General features: G+C 37.7%; 17 protein-coding genes, 2 pseudogenes and 1 other annotated feature. Of the genes and pseudogenes, 1 reads left to right on the forward strand and 18 read right to left on the reverse strand.

The genetic code is table 11. The features are described 5' to 3' along the window. Positions 1-27 precede the first annotated feature (27 nt). The 12 genes and pseudogenes from MHB44_RS15565 to MHB44_RS15620 all read right to left on the reverse strand — a co-directional run bounded on the left by MHB44_RS15565 (position 28) and on the right by MHB44_RS15620 (position 10,328). Positions 28-639, reverse strand: coding sequence for a stage IV sporulation protein FB (locus tag MHB44_RS15565; protein ID WP_341299920.1), 612 nt, complete (start codon positions 637-639; stop codon positions 28-30). Next, complete coding sequence (locus tag MHB44_RS15570) at positions 629-1,183, reverse strand: peptidoglycan DD-metalloendopeptidase family protein (protein ID WP_341299921.1); 555 nt, start codon at positions 1,181-1,183, stop codon at positions 629-631. Before MHB44_RS15570 ends, MHB44_RS15565 begins: the two co-directional genes overlap by 11 nt. Before the next feature lie 123 nt (positions 1,184-1,306). After that, the gene (gene minD / locus MHB44_RS15575) at positions 1,307-2,104 is read right to left on the reverse strand and encodes a septum site-determining protein MinD (protein WP_341299922.1); all 798 of its coding nucleotides are present in this window, start codon (positions 2,102-2,104) and stop codon (positions 1,307-1,309) included. A 1-nt stretch (position 2,105) separates the two neighbouring features. Beyond that, a complete protein-coding gene (gene minC, locus MHB44_RS15580) occupies positions 2,106-2,774 on the reverse strand; it encodes a septum site-determining protein MinC (protein ID WP_341299923.1) in 669 nt (222 codons plus the stop codon). 27 nt (positions 2,775-2,801) lie between these two features. After that, positions 2,802-3,326 carry a rod shape-determining protein MreD gene (gene mreD / locus MHB44_RS15585; protein WP_053996314.1) on the reverse strand — a complete coding sequence of 175 codons (525 nt, stop codon included), beginning with the start codon at positions 3,324-3,326 and terminating at the stop codon, positions 2,802-2,804. Beyond that, a complete protein-coding gene (gene mreC / locus MHB44_RS15590; protein WP_341299924.1) occupies positions 3,326-4,243 on the reverse strand; it encodes a rod shape-determining protein MreC in 918 nt (305 codons plus the stop codon). Before mreC ends, mreD begins: the two co-directional genes overlap by 1 nt. Positions 4,244-4,256: 13 nt before the next feature. Continuing rightward, the gene (locus MHB44_RS15595; protein WP_053996316.1) at positions 4,257-5,276 is read right to left on the reverse strand and encodes a rod shape-determining protein; all 1,020 of its coding nucleotides are present in this window, start codon (positions 5,274-5,276) and stop codon (positions 4,257-4,259) included. A gap of 487 nt (positions 5,277-5,763) precedes the next feature. Then, positions 5,764-5,901, reverse strand: a pseudogene (locus MHB44_RS15600) (JAB domain-containing protein); the annotation flags it as partial. Positions 5,902-5,983: 82 nt separating this feature from the next. Then, positions 5,984-7,867: a reverse transcriptase domain-containing protein gene (locus MHB44_RS15605; protein WP_341299925.1), complete on the reverse strand. Its 1,884-nt coding sequence runs from the start codon at positions 7,865-7,867 to the stop codon at positions 5,984-5,986. 568 nt (positions 7,868-8,435) lie between these two features. Next, positions 8,436-8,969: pseudogene (radC, locus tag MHB44_RS15610) on the reverse strand (DNA repair protein RadC); the annotation flags it as partial. A 33-nt stretch (positions 8,970-9,002) separates the two neighbouring features. Beyond that, entirely contained in the window at positions 9,003-9,596 is a 594-nt protein-coding gene (locus MHB44_RS15615) for a Maf family protein (protein ID WP_341299926.1), read from the reverse strand. A gap of 87 nt (positions 9,597-9,683) precedes the next feature. Next, positions 9,684-10,328, reverse strand: coding sequence for a hypothetical protein (locus MHB44_RS15620; RefSeq protein ID WP_341299927.1), 645 nt, complete (start codon positions 10,326-10,328; stop codon positions 9,684-9,686). A gap of 344 nt (positions 10,329-10,672) precedes the next feature. Between MHB44_RS15620 and MHB44_RS15625 the strand changes: the two genes are divergently transcribed. Then, positions 10,673-11,530 (forward strand): hypothetical protein, encoded by an 858-nt coding sequence (locus tag MHB44_RS15625; RefSeq protein ID WP_341299928.1) that lies wholly within the window; start codon positions 10,673-10,675, stop codon positions 11,528-11,530. A 646-nt stretch (positions 11,531-12,176) separates the two neighbouring features. Here the strand turns inward: MHB44_RS15625 and MHB44_RS15630 are convergent. From MHB44_RS15630 to MHB44_RS15655, 6 genes are all read right to left on the reverse strand, one after another. Then, positions 12,177-13,436: a folylpolyglutamate synthase/dihydrofolate synthase family protein gene (locus MHB44_RS15630; protein ID WP_341299929.1), complete on the reverse strand. Its 1,260-nt coding sequence runs from the start codon at positions 13,434-13,436 to the stop codon at positions 12,177-12,179. Further along, positions 13,433-14,725 carry a folylpolyglutamate synthase/dihydrofolate synthase family protein gene (locus tag MHB44_RS15635; protein ID WP_341299930.1) on the reverse strand — a complete coding sequence of 431 codons (1,293 nt, stop codon included), beginning with the start codon at positions 14,723-14,725 and terminating at the stop codon, positions 13,433-13,435. Before MHB44_RS15635 ends, MHB44_RS15630 begins: the two co-directional genes overlap by 4 nt. 130 nt (positions 14,726-14,855) lie before the next feature. Beyond that, positions 14,856-15,257, reverse strand: coding sequence for a hypothetical protein (locus MHB44_RS15640; RefSeq protein ID WP_053996323.1), 402 nt, complete (start codon positions 15,255-15,257; stop codon positions 14,856-14,858). A gap of 247 nt (positions 15,258-15,504) precedes the next feature. Continuing rightward, a complete protein-coding gene (locus tag MHB44_RS15645) occupies positions 15,505-18,150 on the reverse strand; it encodes a valine--tRNA ligase (RefSeq protein WP_341299931.1) in 2,646 nt (881 codons plus the stop codon). 81 nt (positions 18,151-18,231) lie between these two features. Further along, positions 18,232-18,473: a binding site (T-box leader), on the reverse strand. Positions 18,474-18,734: 261 nt separating this feature from the next. Next, on the reverse strand, positions 18,735-19,361 hold the full coding sequence (locus MHB44_RS15650; protein WP_341299932.1) for a valyl-tRNA synthetase: 627 nt from the start codon (positions 19,359-19,361) through the stop codon (positions 18,735-18,737). A 161-nt stretch (positions 19,362-19,522) separates the two neighbouring features. Continuing rightward, complete coding sequence (locus tag MHB44_RS15655; RefSeq protein WP_053996326.1) at positions 19,523-19,969, reverse strand: SRPBCC family protein; 447 nt, start codon at positions 19,967-19,969, stop codon at positions 19,523-19,525. Positions 19,970-20,389 lie beyond the last annotated feature (420 nt).

Consider the following 20,389-nt stretch of genomic DNA (forward strand, 5'->3'; position numbering starts at 1 on the left):
CATTAAAATATTACCATACAAAAACTTTCAAGTCAATCGCTTCGTCACATATTTTTCAAAGGCTAAACGATATTTTCGATAATGCCATTCCTTCAATGCTTGAAGCCAAATAAATAACATAATAATTGCTAAAAAAATAGCTTGTGGGAGAAAACATAAAGTAACTAGAAATAATATGGTTGCCACCATAAAAGATAACCAATAATAGCTTTCCACAATAACAGCGCTTGGATAATGTAAAAACAACCATGCTAAAAATATTCTCCCACCATCTAACGGGATAATCGGCATAATATTGATAGCTAATAAGACCAGTTGTACACTCATCAGCTTAGCAGCAAGCAGCTCAGGCATAAAAAAAGCGAGGCCAATCCCAATAATTGTCGCGATTGGTCCTCCTAATGCAATCCATAGGAGTGACGAAGCTTGCACAACCGCTGGATTTTCAAATTGAATTTCTCCTCCATAGGGTGTAATCACACACGATTTCACCTTGACCTTGCAAAGCAATGCTGCTATTAGATGACCTGCTTCATGCCACAAGAGCGATAATAAGATAATAGCATAATAAGCAAATTGCCCACTAAAAATCATCACAAGTACAAGAGGAATACAAAGAAGGTGCAATTTAATTTTCATTGGTCTCCGTCATCTCAAGCCATTGTACTATTTGCTCTAAATCATAGTGCGTATCTCCCTTTTTAATCGCTAAATAAAGTTGCCCCGCTTCTTTCATGCCGATTAAATCATTGGTCTGAATGGGTGTATATGGCAACTGCGCTAAACTATCCAGCATACCATATGATACCGTTGTGCCATCCTCATAGTTAATCGTCATTGTTTTACCTGTATATTTCGTATGGCCTGTAAAAACAACTAATCCATTCTGCCCAGCATATACAGGTAAGCCTATATCATACTGCAATAAAAACCCTTCTTTAAAAGGTTTTGCATTCGCAAAGGTTAAAAGCTCTGTTTGCCCTATATCACTTGAGACCATAATCGTTTCTTTTTCTTGATTGAGCCAGCTTTGCCCAAGCTCACTTAAATACGTTAAATCGGCTGAAGTGGTCACTAGCTTACGAACAGGTGTATCTACAACACCTTGATCTTCTAAGCGAATTACAAGAATTACTGCCGCCACTAGCAGTATCGTGATAAACCATTTCCATTTTTTAAACAAGCCCTCATCCTTTTTTCCACACTATATGAGATTGCATGTCCAAACATGCAAAAAAACCTTCTCGCACATATGCACGAAAAGGTTTTACTTTATCCTATAAGAATAGCCTGTCTATCACTGACTTTATTTTGAAAACAGCGCTTTCAGTTTTGAAAACATCCCTCTTTGCTCGTCTTGAATAGCCATTAATGGCACAGACTCACCAAGAATACGGCGTGCAATATTGCGATAGCCTAATGATGCTTTATTGGAAGGGTCCATCACTACAGGCTCACCTTTATTGGAGGATACAATGACATCTTCGTTATCGATAATAATGCCTAATAGATCGATCGCCAAATGTGTTGTAATTTCATTGACATCCAGTGTATCACCGTTTTTCATCATATGCTGACGTATACGATTAATAATCAATTTAGGTGCTGTAATTTCTTCCTGCTCAAGCAAGCCAATAATACGATCAGCATCACGGACAGCAGAAATTTCAGGTGTTGTAACAACAATCGCATGATCTGCACCAGCAACAGCATTACGATAGCCTTGCTCAATACCAGCAGGGCAATCGATTAATACATAATCATAGTCTCTTTTCAATTCCTCTACTAAGCTCTTCATTTGCTCAGGGGTAACAGCGTTTTTATCTGTTGTTTGAGCAGCAGGTAATAAAAATAGTTTCTCATCTACACGCTTATCTTTAATCAACGCTTGATGAATTTTACAACGCCCCTCTACAACATCAACGAGGTCATAAATAATACGGTTTTCTAAGCCTAAAATTACATCTAAATTACGTAGGCCAATATCTGTATCCACTAAACATATTTTTTTACCTTGTAGAGCCAATGCAGTCCCAAGGTTAGCCGCTGTCGTTGTTTTACCGACACCGCCTTTACCTGAAGTTATGACGATCGCTTCTCCCACACTAGCTTCCTCCCTTAGACACATTTAACAATGGTCGAATATTTTTTAAGGCATGAATTTGATCGTACGTAATGCGTCCATCGTAGCCAATAAATGCACAAGTCATTTCTGCTTGATTAATTGCTTTGACATGCTCGTCTGACATTGCCTGAACCTGATCGGCAATCATAATATGTGTAGCCTCAAAACGTGATGCCGCAATAATCGCCTCTTTATTGCCTAGCACACCTGCATGTGCAATGCCTTTTAGCCTACCAAGAACATAGACATTACCTCCAGCCTCTACACGACCATTGGGATTGACATTACCAATAATGATAATATCTCCTGACGAGCGCAGAACTTGTCCTGATCTGACCACACCTACATATGTATCTTGTTGGCTTTCAATCATTTTCTGGTTGCTTTCATGGACAGTCAGTACTTCACTTTGCACCTTGGATACAATAAGCTGCTCGGTTTCTTGCACAATATTAATCAGCTCATTCATTTGTTTTTCCGTACAGTAGCGATAGCCTAAATATAATTGTACATCTACTTTGCCCTCGATACCGCCCTCTAACACCTTTTTCTTTAATTCTTCCACCAAATCGCCATATGCACATTGGTCGTCTAGTCGTAATACAAAGCCGTCTTTCGTCCCCTTCATATGAACTAGCTGTTTTTTCATGAATGCCTCACCTCACGTTGTTCTTTGTTAAGAAACCTCACGTGCTCTCTGTAAGACACGCGCATTAATTAGATACTTGAAGGCCCAGCCAAGAATCATTAAAAATAAGGCATTCGCAATGATTGTTGGTAATAGTCGTGAACGTAAGAAATCTGCTAACGGAATTGCTGTAAAATCAATTAGGTAGAAGAATTGGTAGAGTATAAATTCTAAAATTGCTACTAAAATAACTGAAATTGTTGTTGTGACAACTAAGTGTTGATGGATCACTTTCACGATAGACCCTGCTAAAAAACAAATAAGTGGATAAAGTACTGAATATAATCCAATAATATCAATGTAAAACACATCATACAAGACACCAAAAAAAAGACCATACATTACCGCTCGTTGACGGCTATAATAGATGGAGATAAAAATTAAATATAAGATTAAAAAACGTGGTACTAGATAGTAGATATCCCCTTTGATTTCAATCGGGGAAAGCATCGCAAATTCTGGTTCTAGTAAAAATAGTAGAACCGCCACAGAGGGGATGAGAAATCGAACCATCACTCCGCCTCCTCTTCACTTTCCTTTTTTTGCGGATTCGATAAATCTTCGTTTGTTGTATTGCCATCTGAACCATCAATAACAGTTGATGTACGTTTAGCAATGACAACATGCTCTAAAATTGAAAAATCAGCAGATGGTTTAACATAAGCCATTTTTGTTAAACCGAAATCATCTGTACTTACCTCCGTAATTTCTCCAATTGGTACACCTTTTGGGAAGATACCACCAAGACCTGAGGAAATTACCTGCTCGCCTTCTTTAACCGTCAAGCTAGAATCGATTCGCTTCATAATGAGTTCATTACGTTCTTCATCAAAGCCCTCGATTAAACCGTATGCTTCTTTTTCTCCTAACACCATCGCAGAAACACGATAGTTTGGATTATTTGTATATAAAAGCTCTACTTCAGATGTGAAAGGTGTCACTAGTATAACTTTGCCAACTAAACCTTTCGCCGTCATAACTGCCATATTTTTTTGGACACCATGAGAAGAACCTTTGTCCAAAATAATTTTTTCTTCCCATTGGTCAGGATTTCTAGCAATCACTGTTGCCTGAATTGGATTAAATGCCTTTAAGCTCTCGGTTTTATCCAATAGCTCTCGAAGCTTGTTATTCTCTGATTTTAAATCCGTAGCCTCAGCTTGTACAACTGCAAAATCTTCTAAGCGCGCTTTTAAACGTTTATTTTCTTCGTACGTGTTTAAGAGGGAGTCAATATTATTAAAGACACCATTGATATAATTCGCCGGCTTCGCAACAAGTGATTGTGCGACGCCGACTGTATCTTTAATAATTTGCTCTGGTAAAGTTGCATTCGTCCGATCACGTAATGAGAAGCTAATCAATGCCACAAGAAAAACCATGCCTACGAGCAGCAAAATTACTTTCTTATTGAAAAAAAAGTGTGGCATTGCCTAAACCTCCTTACCCTTTCACTTGTTGTTGGCGAATTAAGTCAATATTATCTAATGCCTTACCTGTACCAATTGCTACACAGTCTAAAGGGTCTTCTGCGATAAATACGGGCATATTTGTTTCTTGGCTAATGACTTTATCCAAGTTTGTTAATAATGCACCACCACCAGTTAACACAATACCGCGTTCCATGACATCTGCAGATAATTCAGGAGGTGTCTGTTCCAATGTTTTGCGAACACCGTCAATAATAGAAGCAACGGCTTCACGTAAAGATTCAGAAATTTCCTTTGAAGAAATCTCGATCGTTTTTGGTAAACCTGTTAGCAAGTCACGACCTCTAATCTCCATTGTTTCCTCTGGTCCTTCAGCTAGTGCTGTACCAATTTCCATTTTAACAGCCTCTGCTGTACGCTCACCAATCGTTAAATTATACGTTTTACGAATATATGAAATGATGGACTGATCCATTGCATCCCCACCAACACGTACGGATTCACTCGTAACAATACCACCTAATGAAATAACAGCAACCTCCGTTGTCCCTCCACCAATATCAACAACCATAGACCCTGTGGGATCCCATACTGGTAGATTAGACCCAATCGCTGCTGCAAAAGGCTCCTCGATTGTGAAAGCCTCTTTTGCACCTGCTTGTCGTGCGGCATCAATCACTGCACGTTGTTCAACAGAAGTAATACCAAAAGGCACACAAATCATGACATTCGGCTTTTTCCAATTGCTTCCTGAATTTTTAGAAGCTTCTTTTAAATAATACTCAATCATAGCTGTTGTAATATCAAAATCAGCGATCACGCCATCCTTCATTGGGCGAATGGCTACGATTGACCCTGGTGTACGACCAATCATATTTTTGGCATCATTACCAACTGCAACAATATCTCCTGTTTTTGTATTTTTTGCTACTACTGAGGGTTCGCGTAACACGATGCCCTTTCCTTTAATAAACACTAATGTATTCGCTGTGCCGAGGTCAATCCCGACATCTTTGCTTCCAAATCCAAACAATTTTGTACTCCCTTTCTATTTAAGCCATACTTTCATTAACATTCATGACTTTAACGATCATGTTAGAAAATTGAATTGTGCCGAACACAATTGACTCCTCTCAATCTTCATAGCATTCGCCAAAGTACTTATCTTCATCAGTCGATGTCCCATATCATAAAAAACTACATACGCATTTACCTCACCACAATTGTGATGGGGATCTTTCCTGAGTAAAGATAAAATTCATACCCTTCATTATAACGGAAAAGCGCAAAAATTTGTAGTATCACATGCATGATCTTGTAGAAAAGATACTATTTTAATTCCCTCTTAAACTAAATATAGTACGTATAGATTAGCATATAATTTTTCTTCTTATAAGACAATGTATATAAGGCTACCAATTTTTGTGAAGATAATAGAGTTTTCCTGAATACATTAACGTTTTATAAACAAAAAGGTTCGCCAATATTACAGAAAAAGCTCTGCACATCGTATGCAGAGCTTAAAAATATCCTTTTTCCTTTAAACTTACAAATTGATGATCACCAATGATAAGATGATCGACCACTTCAATGCCTATAATATAGCCTGCTTCGACTATTCGCTTTGTTACCTCAATATCCTCTGTACTTGGTGTTGGCACGTTGGGTAGAGAAAATGCGCCGTACTATGTTGCCATAGTCGATTTCACAATCCCCCCCACAGAACCGTACGTACACTTTTCAATGTATACGGCTCGCCAGTTGTTCAATCGGAATGCGTTTTTCATGATGCATGTGATGACAATCATAACAGAGTACAATTGTCTTCCTATTTCTTTCTATCATAATCTTGTCTAAATACTTTAAGTTTTTCTTGTTTTTAAGGTCTTTTAATTTCCGTACATGATGTACTTCCATTTGCCCTTCTGTTTTTCCACACGCTTCGCATTTATTTGCAAGTAAGCGTTTTTCAAATTCTGTCCTCGCTGAGTATTTTAGCGTGTTTGGGATATTATCCATCTCGCTATTACTAGTACGTATAGCTCCCTTTGGTTTAGGCATATCTTTTAGCTTCACAAACATATAAGCAACTTCTTCGCCCTTTTTGTTCTTTGAAACGATTGAAAGCCTTCCTTGTTCATGCTTTCTCATACTAGTTGCGACTTTTTTTGATGTGCTTCTTCTTTTAACAGCTAACGTCTTAATAAAACTACTTTCAGCTAGATAGAATAGCTTATCTAAGTGATGATAATTATTCGCTAGCTTGTAGTAATTTGCTATGCCTCGTAATTCTGCATTGTAGGTCATTAATATTTCTAATTCCGAATTGTTAAGCAGTTTGTTTCGGTGAGTAATTTTAAAATTTTCTAAATTACCATATCCATTTTTTATTGCGTATGCATATATCTTTTTCGTTGGTATTTCTAACTTAATTGCACCAGAGAGTGTACGTTTCTTTATAGGATGTTTGTGATTTTTGTATTGAACACGGGTAATTTTTTCTTGATTCCATGTTTTGAACTCGTAACCTAGAAATGGTACACCTTTTTCAAGGTGTGTTATAACCGTTTTTTCCTCACTTAATTCTAATTGAAGCTTATCTAATAAAAAATCTGTGACGATTTGTTTTATTTGTTTTGCATCATTTTTAGAACTAGCAATTCCAATAACGAAGTCATCTGCATAACGAACATATTTCATTCTTCGATAATTTTCATCCATTGGATCAACTGATGAAATTGTTAATTGTTTAGCTTTTAGAATACGCAATTCTTCAACTAGGTCGTTTCTTTCTAGCCAATCCTTATGCTCGTATCTTAAATCTAAACGTTTAACTTTATTTTGAATTGTTCGGATGCGTCCACGGATTGCATTCCATTCTTTATTACGTTCACGAAGTTTACCTTTTTCAAATGCTTGCATTTCTTTTTCCATGAATATATCTAGTTCATGAAGGTATATATTTGCAAGTAAGGGGGAAATGATTCCTCCTTGTGGTGTTCCACTAAAGGTCTTTTCATAACGCCAGTTTTCCATTACACCACATTTTAGCGCATTGTGTATAAGTAATAGAAATCTATGGTCATCAATTTTTTGAGCAATTAGTTTTAACAGCGTATTGTGATTAATATTATCGAAAAACCCTTTAATATCACCTTCAACACACCATGTCAAACCTTTCCACGTGTTTTTAATTTCAGATAAAGCTGTATGACAACTATAGTTTGGTCGGAATCCATGCGAATGTTTACTAAAAATCGGTTCATAAACTTGTTCTAAAATCATTCGCATTACTTCTTGAACTAATTTATCTTTAAAATTTGGTACACCCAAAGGACGTTTCTTTCCATTTGCTTTGGGAATGTAAACCCTACGCACAGGAGAAAAGCGAAATGTACCTTCTTTTAATTCTTCAATTATCTGTTCAATTTTCCCAAGACTGAAGCCATCAATTGTTTCCTCTGTCGTGCCTTTCGTTAGATTGCCCGCATTTGGGTATAACTTTGCATATGCTTTTATCCATAAATCTTTATGGTATAGTAATCGGTAGCAGTCTTTTATTTTTCGATTATGATATGAAGCATTCCTTATAACGTCTAACTGCTGAAATGGATTTTTTGCCATATTCATGACTCCTTTCTTTGTTAGCGTTAAAACAACCTGTCTTCCTTTCCCATGCTAAACTCATTACAAGCAAACGTTGGGTACTATGAAGACTCCGTTACCATATGTGATTTTCAAACTTCTACACGTTATAGCCACGAAGGCATTCACACTTAGGTAATCCCTGCATTACACATAAACTTAGATACGTGATGGTTAGGTATCCCTTTCGACATTTTCCTTTTATAAAGGATTGAAGGACAAATCTCACTATGGACAAGAAAGTGGCGTATTCTAATAGACACTCTGCCTCTGTGTCTCCCATTTTATCCTCATTACCTAATAACTATCGTAGGTAACGGCGCACCCATCGCTCATCTGTCTAGGATTCAGGCAGTATAGCTTTTACCATACATCACTTGGTCTGAAGGACTGACTCGACTCTGATAGCTTTGTCGTCTTTCCCCCTTTTCACGTCATGCTATGTTCCCTCTGTGAGTTTCCTCTCAAGGTAAGACGCTGACCATAGAACGTTGTGAGAAGTTCTAATTTCCCTTAGGAAACACTAAGTTTACGCACATTACAGGCGCACACCACTAGGGTGATTATGCGCGCAAAGAATAGAAGCTGCAGACCTTTTGACAGCTTCTCGAAATATCTCCCTTGGATGTACGATCGAGGCATTAAGTGAGCCAATAAAAATGGTCTGCTTATGAATCACCTGATTTTTAATATTTAAAAAAAGGACAACAAAATGCTCCTGATTCAACGAGCTCATATCAGGCATTAAATAAGTAGCGGCATCTTCTGGGGAACGTATGGTGAATTTTTCACCATTGTTTTTCTGAGCGAGTCGCCTTCCAAGCTCAATAGCCGCTAATAATTGAATCGCTTTTACCTCACCAATTCCTTTAATAGCTATCATTTCTTCGATGGTGGCATGCTTTAAATGATGGAGTCGTTCAAAAACATTTAATACCCTATTAGCAAGCACCAGCACCGATTCTTCCTTCGTGCCTGTCCGTAATAAAATAGCAAGCAGCTCTTGATTTGATAAGCTTTCCGCTCCTTGTCGTAGCAGCCGCTCACGGGGGCGGTCTTCCATATTGACATCACGTATCATCAATGATGGAACAACATTATTTTGCAAAAATGCTCACTCCTTCGCAAATTGGATAATCTGGAGTTCTACCAATTGTGAAAACAACGCTGCTAATGGTAAACCTACAACATTGTTATAGTCTCCTTCAATTCGTTTTACTAATAGTGTGCCTATTGTTTGGATGCCATAACCGCCTGCTTTATCAAATGGATCTCCTGAATCTACATAGGCTTCAATGAGTTTTTGTGATAGTTGATGAAAGACAACTATCGTCTCCTCCACAAAAACCGTTTCCTTGCCATCAGGTTGAATAATCGCAACTGCTGTCATAACGACATGCTGGTTGCCTGATAAGCGTAATAAGTGCGCAATGGCTTCCTCACGGGACTTCGGTTTATGTAGCAGCTCATGATTGTCAACTACGATTGTATCAGCACCAATAACTGTGGCATTGGCTGCTTTTTTAGCAACATCTCGCGTTTTTAACAGAGCTACCTCTTTTACATACGTCTGCATAGTTGTCGCTTGTATGCTTGTTTCTTCCACGTCACTTGTTATTACTGTAAAGGGCAGTGCTAGCATGTCCAGCAATTCTTTTCGTCTTGGTGATGCAGAAGCAAGCACAAGCTGCTGAGTTGTTTTTAACATTATCTGACCATTCCTCCTTCCTTCTATCATACTGGAGAAGAGGTGATTTGAAAATTTTTAAAAAAACGTGATAACGGAGATTTCAGCCTAAAATGTTACTTGGAGGCAAGTATTTTTTGATTGATAATGCGCAAAAACATGCAGACGAATAATGTTAAGATCATTGGAAATTGTTGAGGCTGCCTTGCCAATTGTTGACCAATCCTCAGGCAATGTTGAGTCCTTGGCATTTTCCTTAAAATTTAATTTTTTACCTTCTTTATCTGCTAAAGCAGTTGGTATTTCTGCAAGTGTTGGTTCCTTACAGCTTTCACTGCTCATATAAAATGCTTTTTTAAATGTTGCAGGGTCCTGTAAAAGCTCAAGCTGATTTTCCTCTGTCGCAATACCTGTCCATATATAATATTTATCCTCAACCTGAACAATCGCACTCTCTTTTAAAGAAGGATATTCAGCCATAAACGCACTAGCACTTTCATAATTTGAATAAACACCTGCTTGACTGGCAAAAAACATCGTTGCATTTGCTGGATTGGTTGTCCCACTAGCTGTTGGAACCGTTTCTTCCTGCGATTGTTGATTGGCTACCCCACCATTATTTTTCGGTAAAGGAATTTGTGTGCTTGCTTGTAGCATACCTAAAAAAATCGCCACACCTAATAGACCGACAAATCCACCAATCACCATGGCTCGAACGATTTGTTTTTTCATCACACGACTAACAATTTTCATTGCTTCATCACCTCATCCTTCCACATAGCTATACCATTATGGCCTTCATATGGTATCAGTATATGTAAAATAAGAAGTGTACATGCGGAGTTGTTATTGAAAACGATACTATCCTGCTACTGGATAGCTTTTTAATATAGGGACAAATTTTACTAGTTGAGAAACAGACTCATTTCTGTAACTTATGGTAATAATCCTACCCTTACTTAATTATTTTTACATCATTCGTTTTTTTAGGGAATACTATACGCAAATAAATGAAAACTAACATCCCAAAAATTTAAATATTTGTAAAATCATTAAATTTGATATAAAATGGAAAAAATGAGAAAGAGAAGTTTTTTATGAGTCGTAAAATTTTCACTATTTTTTTAACCAGCTTTTTATTAGTATCAGTATTATTGCAACCTATACAATCTCAGGCCGAAGAGATACCAGCTTCTAAAACTATTAGTGATGGGTATATTGAAACTTTTATAGATGAGTCTGGACATACAACTAAATTAGAATATCTTATCAATGAAAAGGAATTTAGAGTTAATACTTATATAAATGGAAAACTTATTGATTATTCCAGCAGGGAGATGGAGAAAAACGGGGAATATTCTGATGAGATTATTTACAATCAATTATTCGATGTTAAAGAATCTGAATCTGAAGAAATTGTATATATTGAAAGCGATGTTGAAGAAACATATAACGTTAATGATTTTATTACCGTAGAATCAGGGGAAATTTCACTTTATAATACTACTCTCCCTAGACCTTATGCATTTATTGCATCAAAGTGTAATTGGACATTAAATCAATGTGGTACTTTATATGGAAAAAGTAAAGTAGATCAAATTAAAAAGTTTATGTTTGACTTTAAAAAAGATGCTGCTATTTCTGTAGTTGCCGCTGCAATTACTATGGTATGGGGGGCGCCTATTGTTGCAGTTGGTGTATTATTGGCTTCTTTAGGTGTGGGGGTTGTCAATGCACTACTAACAACTTCTTTAAATGGGTATTATGATTCTACACGTACACAATATTCTTATTATGTTGTGGTTAAACAAAAGGAAACTTTTAAACACAACCAAGAGAAGTATGTTGTCTATTACTATAACACAACAAATGGTAAACAGAGTACAAGAACTTCACAAAGTGCAAGTTGGATATCAGAGGATGCGGTATTAGATATAGGTATAGTTTCATATTAAAAGAATAAAACAAAAAAGTAGCTCTCAAATCGAGTCGCTACTTTTTCTCTATATATCCAAATGGTACTTTATATTAATCTTTTACTGCTTAAGAAAGGATTAGATATTCTCTTTATCGAATTTCTTTAACCAACATAGCTATAGGATTGGGAGGATTATGTGTATTGCTAAAATTAAATGTAAAACAGCAATTATTGGCTACTTTTATTGTTCTTATAATATCTATCATTATCGCTATCACAACACCTTGGAATCAATATAAACTACTATTTATGGCTCCAGTTATAGTTTTTTCTGCATTTATTAGTATCTTCATCTCAAAAAAATTTTTTAAACAAGATGATAGGTATTAATCTATAAGAATAAAATATTTAGTACTCATACTATCAACCGTACTCTTAACAGAAGTATTACTAATAGGGTACTCATCATAAACATCTTCAAGCCATAATAGTAACACTTCAGATTATACACAGCCAAAAGAAGCGGCATAGCCAAAGACATATACAGATTTAGATGCATTGGATCAATAGGCATCGAACTAGGCGTTAAAACCATTATTGACAATATTCAACCTCAAATTTTCGCAAAAAAAAACACAGCCTCTACTCACAATAGACGCTGTGTTTTTGCTTGTAAACTACTCTTAAGCATCCTCGTTCAATAAACGATTACGTACCGCTGTTAATAAATATAAGGAGCCTGCTACAACTGTGCGCTCTTTCTTTGCGGATTGTTGCTGTAAAAAGGAGACATAGTCTAGCAAAACAGCTTTCTTTGTCGCATTGGAAAGCGCCATCAGTTGTTCGGCAGCCATTGCACGAGGATTGTCGAAATCGACGAAATAAAAATGATCACTCACCTGCTCTAACAATCTCAAAATTTGTTGAACATCTTTGTCGGCAAGGATGCCAACAACAAAGGTTATCGCTTTATTTGGAAACTCCTGCTGAATTGTTTCTACTAATTGCGCTACACTTGCTGGATTATGTGCACCATCTAAAAAGACAAAAGGCATAATTTCTTCAAAGCGCCCTAAAATCGTGGCATTTTTGATGGCCTGGCGAATTGCTACTGTGCTTGGCTCCACGTCTAAAATGCTCGCTATTTCTAAAAATGCCGTCAGTGCTAATGCCATATTATGCGCCTGATGTGTCCCCTTCATCGTGCGTAGCAAACCTGTTATTTGACATGCATGCTTCTTATTAATGTAACATTCTCCATCACTTGTTGATGCAACAGAAAAATGATGCTCTAGCTCCAAGATTGCAGCATTTTTTTGTGCAGCCTCCTGCAATACAACATGCTTTGCTTCCTCTGGTAAATCACCAATAATCACTGGTCGCTGCTCTTTAATAATGCCTGCCTTATGATGCGCTATACTTGTTAGCGTATCCCCTAAAAATTGTGTGTGCTCTAGCGCTATACTTGGAATAATTGAAACCAACGGCATCACCACATTTGTGCTATCCAATAAGCCACCCATTCCTGCCTCAATTAACGCAAGATCAACCTGGCAATTGGCAAAGTGTAAAAATGCAGCAACTGTCAACAGCTCAAAATTTGTTAGCTTTCCGCTTAGCCCTGCTGCTTGCATATGCTGAAACACGGCATCCATTGCAGGTGATGAAATCGCTTTGCCATCCACCTGGATTTGGTCATGCACATCAACAATACATGGGGACATAAATTTCCCTACGCGCAAGCCATGTTCTTTTGCTATCGCTTCAAGAAATGTAACCGTTGACCCTTTGCCATTTGTACCCGCTATATGGACAGTTGGTAGCCTACGCTCTGGATTGCCGACGAGAGCCAATGCCTCCTCAATTGCCGTCAACCCAGGCTTAATCATATCATCGCTGTGAACATGCCATTTTTCTTTATAGTGATTTAATTTAGGGATCATCGTTTTGCCTCCTGTAGCCACTTGCGAACTTCTGCGATAAAGTATAAAGAACCTGTAACAACGACAATATCCTCAGCATTTCTTCCAGAAAGCACGGCTTGAATCGCATCCTGCCATTTGTTATAATCGGCTTTTTTTGCATTCGTTGATAGCTGTGCCAAGCTTTTGGCAGGCATAGCATTTGGTAGCGCAATTTGTGTAAATGTCATGGAGGACGCAATAGCATCCATAAATGCAAGGCTGTTGGCATGATCCTTATCTGCTAACGCTGCATACACAAAGTGGTACCGATGATTTGGGAACACCTCTCTAAGTGTTTGAATAAGTGCAGCCGTTCCCTCTGAATTATGGGCGCCATCCAGCACAATATAATTTGACCATTGTTCAAAACGTCCTGCCCATTGTGCACCTTGTAAAGCTCGGCGAATTGCTTGGTCATCAATCGCAAGAGTGCCCTTGTCACGTAGTACCACCATTGCTGTAATCGCAAGACTTGCATTATTAATTTGATGGGAGCCAGCCATTTTTAAAACAATATCAGTCATTAAGACACTGCCCATTTTATAGGTAAATTGCTGATGATCTGGGGTTTGTAAATAATTGGTCACTATAAAGTCTTGTCCTAAAACAAAGCATGGAGCTTGTTGACTAGCTGCTGCTTTTGTTATAACAGCTAATGCTTCCTTATTGCGAACACCTACAATAACAGGAACACCCTCTTTAATAATTCCCGCTTTTTCAGTTGCTACCTTTGTAAAAGTATCTCCTAAAAATGCTGTATGTTCCAGAGAGATCGTTGTAATAATCGTTAGTAGTGGTGTAACAACATTTGTGGCATCGAGACGCCCTCCAAGCCCTGTTTCAATTAATGCTATATCAATTTCTTGATCTGCAAAGTATTGGAACATAATAAGGGTAACCACCTCAAAAAAACTTGGAAAATCTCCATTATAGTGTTCTTCTACTATCTGTGCTAGCTTGTTGAAATAAGCTAAAAATTGCTTATCAGAAATTTGGACACCATTAATCGTTATACGTTCATGCACTCGCTCTAAATGGGGAGAGGTAAAAGCGCCCACTCTATAATCAGCCTGTTGTAATATTTCTCTTAATGCATTGACGGTTGAACCCTTTCCATTAGAGCCAGCGATATGGATAACACGGAGTTTATTGTGAGGATTATCTAAAAGTGCCAGCACCTCTCGCATAAAGACAAGTGGCGCACGTTTATGGTCAACTGCTTTTAATGTAAAAATAAATTCTGTACATTCCTTCATTGTGTTAAACAACAACAACACTTCCTTTTCATGCAATATCTCTATTTTAGTACAAGTGGCGTTGAATAACAGCGGTTTCTTTATAAGCAGTATAAAAAACACACAGAGGGGGCTGACCATTCTGCGTGTTTGAGCGGCTTATTTAATTCATTATCTGACGAGTGCCTAATAAAGCACCCATATTATCTAAAATAATTTTGGCATCATTATTTAAAAGCGGCATTACATCTGGACGTTGCACTAATTCAAAAGAATTTTTTAATGTTCTTTTTAACATAGAAATATCAAAGTTCGAACAATACTCATTAATTTTATTGATGGTTAATAAATCGGCACGCGATAATTTCGCCTCTTCTTTTTGTTCGTTATTGCTGGCTAGTATATGTTTAATCAATACACGACTACTAGTATTTAATAAACGGTAATATTTTGCTTCTGATAATTTTAAAAGATTTGTTTGGATTAATACCCTTGCACTTACAAAATCAAGATCATCACAGGCTCTATTAATTTTTGAAATGATTGTAGCAATATTTCCTGTCATCTCTAACACCTCCATTCGGCAAAATGTATGCTCTAAAATATTTATATCGAACAGCTATAAATCTCTTTGTCCTTCTTTGCCACGATTGCAACACGCTAGGCTTTGTTTCCTATATTATACAGAAGCGAAATTCACCCATTCGACTAATTATTTTTGATTTTACTATACACTTTTACCTAACACAATATATATCTTTTGATATATAAAATAAAAAAAGATGGATGACTTTATCGCCACCCACCATTTTTTACATATTTTTCAATTCTTCTAAACGTTTTAAGACAACCGTGTGCTTGCTTTCATAATCTGCTAATTTTTCACGCTCTGCATTGACTAGTGCTTCTGGTGCTTTTGCTACAAATTTCTCATTGGATAGCTTACCTGTTACAAGCTTTACCTCTTTTGCCCATTTCTCTAGCTCTTTTTCGAGACGAGCAATTTCTTCCTCTAGGTTAATCAGCCCAACAAGTGGTAGGAAAACTTGTGCGCCTGTCACAACGGCTGTCATTGATTGACCAGGGGCCTCTAAGTCTTCACCAATTGTTAGTGTTTCAGGGTTACAGAATTTTTCTAAATAGGCTTTATTTGCTTCAAGCACGGTTACCGTTGCAGCATCTTTCGCTGAAATAAACAATGGCACTTTTTTGCTCATTGGTGTATTCACTTCCGCACGAATATTACGTACTGAACGTATAATATCCATTAGGAGCTTCATATTGTCTGCTTCATTGGCAAAATGAAGATCCGTGCGCACTGTTGGCCATGCTGCCACTGTAATAGATTCACCTTCATGTGGTAAGTGCTGCCAGATTTCTTCTGTAATAAATGGCATAAATGGATGTAATAGGCGCATTGTTTGATCTAGTACGTAAGCTAAAATAGAACGCGTTGTTTTTTTCGCTGCTTCACTCTCACCGTAAAGTGGTAATTTTGCCATTTCAATATACCAAGAACAGAAATCATCCCAAATGAAATTGTATAATTCACGACCAACTTCACCGAATTCATAACGTTCTGCAAGAGAGGTTACACGTTCAATTGTCTCGTTTAAACGTGTTAAAATCCATTTGTCAGCAACTGATTTTTCATCTGTTAAGTCAATTTCATCATATGTCATACCATCCATATTCATTAGCGCAAAACGTGATGCATTCCAAATTTTATTGGCAAAATTCCATACCGCCTCTACTTTTTCCGTTGTATAGCGTAAATCTTGACCTGGTGAGGAGCCCGTCGCGAGGAAATAACGTAATGAGTCTGCACCATATTGTTCAATCACGTCCATTGGATCAACACCATTACCAAGTGATTTACTCATTTTACGTCCCTCGCCATCACGTACTAAGCCGTGAATTAACACATCTTTAAATGGACGTTGCTCAGTAAATTCAATGCCTTGGAAAATCATGCGGGACACCCAGAAGAAAATAATATCATAGCCAGTTACGAGTGTATTTGTTGGATAGTAACGTTTATATTCTTCATTTGCCTCGTCTGGCCAGCCCATTGTAGAAAACGGCCATAGTGCAGAGGAAAACCATGTATCCAGGACATCTTCATCTTGCGTCCAATTTTCACTATCCGCTGGTGCTTCTTTTCCTACGTAAACTTCGCCTGTTTCGTTATGATACCATGCTGGAATTTGATGGCCCCACCATAATTGGCGAGAGATACACCAATCGCGAATATTTTCCATCCAGCGAGAATAAGTGTTTTCAAAACGAGCCGGCACAAAGTGTACTTTCCCTGATTCATCCTTTTGTAGCTCTAAGGAAGCATCTGCAAGCGGCTGCATTTTCACAAACCATTGTGCAGATAAATAAGGCTCTACAACAGCGCCTGAACGCTCAGAATGACCTACAGAGTGCATATGCTCCTCAATTTTAAATAGCACGCCTGCCTCTTGTAAATCTGCTACGATTTGCTTGCGGCACTCAAAACGATCTAGCCCTTGATATTTGCCAGCAAGCTCATTCATTGTGCCATCTTCATTCATCACAAGAATACGCTCAAGGTTGTGACGATTACCTACTTCAAAGTCATTTGGATCATGGGCTGGTGTCATTTTTACAACTCCCGTACCAAATTCCATATCAACATAATCGTCTGCTACAATTGGAATCTCACGCTCTACAATCGGTAAAATAACCGTTTTTCCAATTAAATGCTGGTAGCGTTCATCGTTCGGGTGAACAGCTACCCCTGAGTCACCAAGCATTGTTTCAGGACGCGTTGTGGCAACTTCTACATAGCCTGAGCCATCAGCTAATGGATATTTCATATGATAGAAGGCCCCTTGCACATCCTGATAAATTACCTCAATATCCGATAATGCTGTTTTCGCCGCTGGGTCCCAGTTGATAATACGTTCACCACGGTAAATTAAACCTTTTTCATATAACTGAACAAAAACCGTTTTTACTGCATCTGACAGTCCTTTATCTAGTGTAAAACGCTCACGTGTATAGTCTAGGCCAAGGCCAAGCTTTGCCCATTGATCGCGAATATGTCCAGCATATTCTTCTTTCCATTCCCATGTTTTTTCAAGGAATTTTTCACGTCCTAAATCATAACGTGTACTATTATCCTCACGCAGCTTTGCTTCTACTTTTGCTTGTGTTGCGATACCTGCATGGTCCATTCCTGGTAACCATAATGCATCGTATCCTTGCATACGCTTCATACGGATAATAATATCTTGTAATGTTGTATCCCACGCATGACCAAGATGTAATTTACCTGTTACGTTCGGTGGTGGAATAACGATGGAGTAGGGCTTTTTCCCGCTTTCAGGCTGTGCTTCAAAAAATTTCCCCTGTAACCACCATTCATAGCGACCAGCCTCAATGGACTGTGGATCATACTTAGTTGGCATTGAAATGTTTTCTGTCATATTGACTCCTCCTATTATCTGTAGACTGTTGGTAATGTAATGCTGTTCATTTTTTTAACCAACAAAAAAACTCCTGTCGTCTAAAAGGACGAAGGAGTTTTAGTTCGCGGTACCACCTTTAATTCCAGCAGTAGTTAAGAATTTTTCTTAGCCTACCTTCTGGCTCTCAATTCGGTAACGGTGTTTAACCGGCTTTAACTACTATTAGTTCACTAAAGCTGCTCAAGGGCTACCTTCAATTTCGTACAAATAGAAATTTTCCAGCTACCATTTCCTCTCTATAAAATGTACAAAAATTTACTCTTCCCTATCATCGCATCTATATTGAATTTTTCTTATTGTACCGCAAAATCGTGTTATCTTTCAAGTGATTTCATTGTTTTTAGGAACTGTGAAAAGGAAGTGAATCATCAATGCGTCGACGTAAATATAATCCATGGCTTTTACCACCATGGCTACGACAAATTCGTTTCTATTGTCGAACGATCATTATACCTCTTTGTGCTTTTCAGTTTATCCGTGTCATTATTGTGCCAACATCTGGCGACCTTATTTTCTTATTGGTCTTGTTGCTTCTCTGCTACTTACTTTTGAAAGACATCATTTGAAACACGGACTTTTAACGGTGTATAGTCTTCCGTTAAATCCCAAATCATTGAAGGTACTTCATGCCAAGAGCTTGATTCACGTACAACAATATGACTATCAGTTGCTGTAACGGGCTCTTGGTGTGAAGCTGCTGCTATGGTAGTAGGCTGCTTCACAGGCACACTTTCTTCTTCCATAACCGTTAATTGTTCTTCCTTCGTAGCATTCATCTGCGCTTTTTCCATAACAGGTTCAAGTTCATTAAAGACACTTGTGACTGTCCATTCTAACTGACACATTTGATTTGTGAGACTAGGACGAATATCCTTGATCATTAAATCTTTCACATCCGACTCTTTTGGTAAATCAACATGTAAAGGTACTGCATACTCGAAATAGCCTGTGTCTCCTTGAATATCCAGTGCATCAATGGCGATAATATCCTCTTGCCCCATATGAATCTGCATATCCTGAAAATCAAAACGTACATGTGCAGTAATATGGTAAATACCCATGAGTCGCAGTGAGTCCTCTAATTGCTTTGTCTGCCACTGTGGTTTAATTTGCACAGCCGCTATTTCTGTTGGGCAGCCATAGCCAGGAAAACAAAATGTTTCACACATCTTCCAAGTTTTGTGTTCGATAATAATCCCTCCCCTTGCATCATATGACCACTCGCAGGCTAGTATGCTAGAACGCTTACACTGATATACAAGTTACTACGAAAAAACGGCATACTAGAGGTGATCTTCTAGTATGCCATTTTTATTGTTAGTTACATTCATTAAACATTTACTAATTTAATTTTATTGGCTACACGATCTGTTAGCATTTGTGTGGCCTTTGGTACGATAGGCTTGAAAATTGGATTTAAAACTGGGCCTGCTAATCCGCCAGCTGTTACTTCTAAAAAGCCTGTCATTTTTGTGTTTTCAGCATCAATGCTTTCCGCAAGAAAATAGCCATTCCCTGAGAAATTATCAGAAAGCCCTTTGAGTTCAAATGTTACTTTCGAGGGTGCCGCCCATTCTAAAATTGTAATCTCTACTTCTACTGTTTTTTTCAAAACACCCACATTCCCTTTAAAAGTCCATGTAGAATGTTTGTCGTCAATCATTTTATGTGCATTATAGCCTGGGACAAGCTTTGCCCATTTCTCCATATCGCTTACAAAATCCCATACATGTTCAATTCCTACAGGTACATCGACTGTATGTGTGCCAGTTGCCATATCAAACCACTACTTTCTATATATGAATAGCTTTATTATAAACGATTTTGTCTACATTTTGACTATGCTGAAAGATATAATTTTGACAAAAAACAGTCCGTTCCCCATCAATCTGGTAAGAAAACTAAAAAAACATACCAGAGAAATTCAAGGATGATTTACATCATTTATCGCCCTAATTGTACAAATACTTTATAAAAAGTAGCCATCGTTTTGGCAATATACTCGAGAGACAAATAATGTCTCATACAGAAAGAATAGTAGAAACACAGATTTTTTCCTTTTTATCGGTGAAAAAGGTGTGCTACTACCCCCTCAACTGCCATTATTCGTTGCTATAAATAGTGTTTTTATTTTCACTTAATCTGTCACAAACAGATTTTTCCCTATTATTTATCATAATTCAAAATTATACAAATC

The organism is Lysinibacillus sp. FSL H8-0500 (genome assembly GCF_038051955.1).
In the GTDB taxonomy this organism is placed as follows: domain Bacteria; phylum Bacillota; class Bacilli; order Bacillales_A; family Planococcaceae; genus Lysinibacillus; species Lysinibacillus macroides.

What these genes read in the sequence shown, in the direction of transcription:
- MHB44_RS15565 (WP_341299920.1), bottom strand. Translation starts at nt 639, where the DNA reads ATGAAAATTAAATTGCACCTTCTTTGTATTCCTCTTGTACTTGTGATG.
- minC (WP_341299923.1), bottom strand. Translation starts at nt 2,774, where the DNA reads ATGAAAAAACAGCTAGTTCATATGAAGGGGACGAAAGACGGCTTTGTA.
- mreD (WP_053996314.1), bottom strand. Translation starts at nt 3,326, where the DNA reads ATGGTTCGATTTCTCATCCCCTCTGTGGCGGTTCTACTATTTTTACTA.
- mreC (WP_341299924.1), bottom strand. Translation starts at nt 4,243, where the DNA reads ATGCCACACTTTTTTTTCAATAAGAAAGTAATTTTGCTGCTCGTAGGC.
- MHB44_RS15605 (WP_341299925.1), bottom strand. Translation starts at nt 7,867, where the DNA reads ATGGCAAAAAATCCATTTCAGCAGTTAGACGTTATAAGGAATGCTTCA.
- MHB44_RS15615 (WP_341299926.1), bottom strand. Translation starts at nt 9,596, where the DNA reads ATGTTAAAAACAACTCAGCAGCTTGTGCTTGCTTCTGCATCACCAAGA.
- MHB44_RS15620 (WP_341299927.1), bottom strand. Translation starts at nt 10,328, where the DNA reads ATGAAAATTGTTAGTCGTGTGATGAAAAAACAAATCGTTCGAGCCATG.
- MHB44_RS15625 (WP_341299928.1), top strand. Translation starts at nt 10,673, where the DNA reads ATGAGTCGTAAAATTTTCACTATTTTTTTAACCAGCTTTTTATTAGTA.
- MHB44_RS15630 (WP_341299929.1), bottom strand. Translation starts at nt 13,436, where the DNA reads ATGATCCCTAAATTAAATCACTATAAAGAAAAATGGCATGTTCACAGC.
- MHB44_RS15640 (WP_053996323.1), bottom strand. Translation starts at nt 15,257, where the DNA reads ATGACAGGAAATATTGCTACAATCATTTCAAAAATTAATAGAGCCTGT.
- MHB44_RS15645 (WP_341299931.1), bottom strand. Translation starts at nt 18,150, where the DNA reads ATGACAGAAAACATTTCAATGCCAACTAAGTATGATCCACAGTCCATT.
- MHB44_RS15650 (WP_341299932.1), bottom strand. Translation starts at nt 19,361, where the DNA reads ATGTGTGAAACATTTTGTTTTCCTGGCTATGGCTGCCCAACAGAAATA.
- MHB44_RS15655 (WP_053996326.1), bottom strand. Translation starts at nt 19,969, where the DNA reads ATGGCAACTGGCACACATACAGTCGATGTACCTGTAGGAATTGAACAT.